This is a genomic window from Vibrio sp. 2033, assembly GCF_033339735.1.
This window is the reverse complement of sequence record NZ_JAWOVC010000816.1, coordinates 1-522: the sequence shown is the minus strand read 5'-3', so window position 1 is coordinate 522 and position 522 is coordinate 1. Positions and strand designations below refer to the sequence as shown.

The 522-nt window shown below is 46.2% G+C and carries 1 protein-coding gene; it reads left to right on the top strand.

What is annotated here, in order from left to right; all coding sequences use genetic code 11:
• The coding region (locus R7P74_RS29260) for a hypothetical protein (protein ID WP_318124235.1) at window positions 1-271 on the top strand (271 nt) is incomplete at its 5' end.
• Window positions 272-522 lie beyond the last annotated feature (251 nt).

Genomic DNA, 522 nt, shown 5'->3' with positions numbered 1-522 from the left:
TCATGGTAACAGCATGGGCGTGTGGGCGACGCTTTGTACGCTAAACGGTTTCGAGCTGGTTCAGATAGAAGAGGGTGACAGCTCGGTGACGCACAAGGGCAAGCCGTGTCCATTTAGTCACTTTTCCACTTTCCACCAAGATTCACTTCCAACTACACCGATACTTTCACGACTGAGCTCGGTAATTTCTGAACGCTACACTTTTTTGGCTCTAAGTGTACGATTTGAAACGCCAGTTCCACGTGCGCCGCCTGTGGTTTCTTTTTCATAATCCATAAAAACAATAAGTAAAGTCACACATACACTGCTCATTCAAGCAGTCGCCCTCCCAAACCTTTCCAAATTTCACCGCATAGAAAAGTATGTGGGGGAAGCATTTGGTCTGCGTTTTTGGCGTGCAAAAATGAAAAGGAAATTAACATGTTGAGAAACTCAACAAAGCCTCAACTCAAGGAAGCGTCGCGCGCCAAGTCCATCTACTTCATGACGTGGCCATGGCATTTCTACGCAGGATTATTCGTT